Here is a 625-nt window from a genome sequence, read left to right on the forward strand (position 1 = left end):
ATAACACTTCCCTTTTCGTTTGAACCTTGCTAAATAATGCCTTATTCTGCTATTATAACCTTCGACTGTATAAGTCTCTGCCTTTGTTTGAATGTGTTTTACATTAGGAAGAAATTCCTTGTAGCTCTTCCAATAGTCAGAATAATACACAGATGCGGGAATGTTTTTTATCTTCTTCCAAAGCTTCATCCCTGTATCTGTGCTTCTATCCCCACAGACAAAAGAGATAAATCGTTTTCCAAATCGATCAACAGCAATCCATACCCAACAATGGTTTTTTTTGAACCTATATATGTTTGCATCTCATCTAATTCAACAACTGAAACAGACTCCTCTTTTTGTGGTAAAGCAACCCTTTCACCCCATTCTTTTACCCAATAGTAAACGATCGTATGACTTATTTTCAATATCCGTCCGATTGCTCTAAAACCTAAGCCCTCCAAGTACATCTCCAAAGCTAATCTACGAGTAGCAACTGATTTTATATTAGATTTCTGTTGAACAGTATAACGATAATGGCAATCTTTGCAATAATGGCGCTGACGACCAGCAATAAAGCCATCTTTACGATGATTTATGCTTCCACATCTTGGACAATCCATAGTTTTTTTCAGCAAAGATAATA

Annotated in this window: 1 pseudogene; it reads right to left on the bottom strand. The window is 36.2% G+C overall.

Features of this window, described 5'->3' with window-relative positions:
- Window positions 1-602 (bottom strand): annotated as a pseudogene (locus EII41_RS14635) (IS1 family transposase); the annotation flags it as partial.
- Window positions 603-625: the final 23 nt, after the last annotated feature.

Source organism: Tannerella forsythia (genome assembly GCF_003860135.1).
Taxonomy (GTDB): domain Bacteria; phylum Bacteroidota; class Bacteroidia; order Bacteroidales; family Tannerellaceae; genus Tannerella; species Tannerella forsythia_A.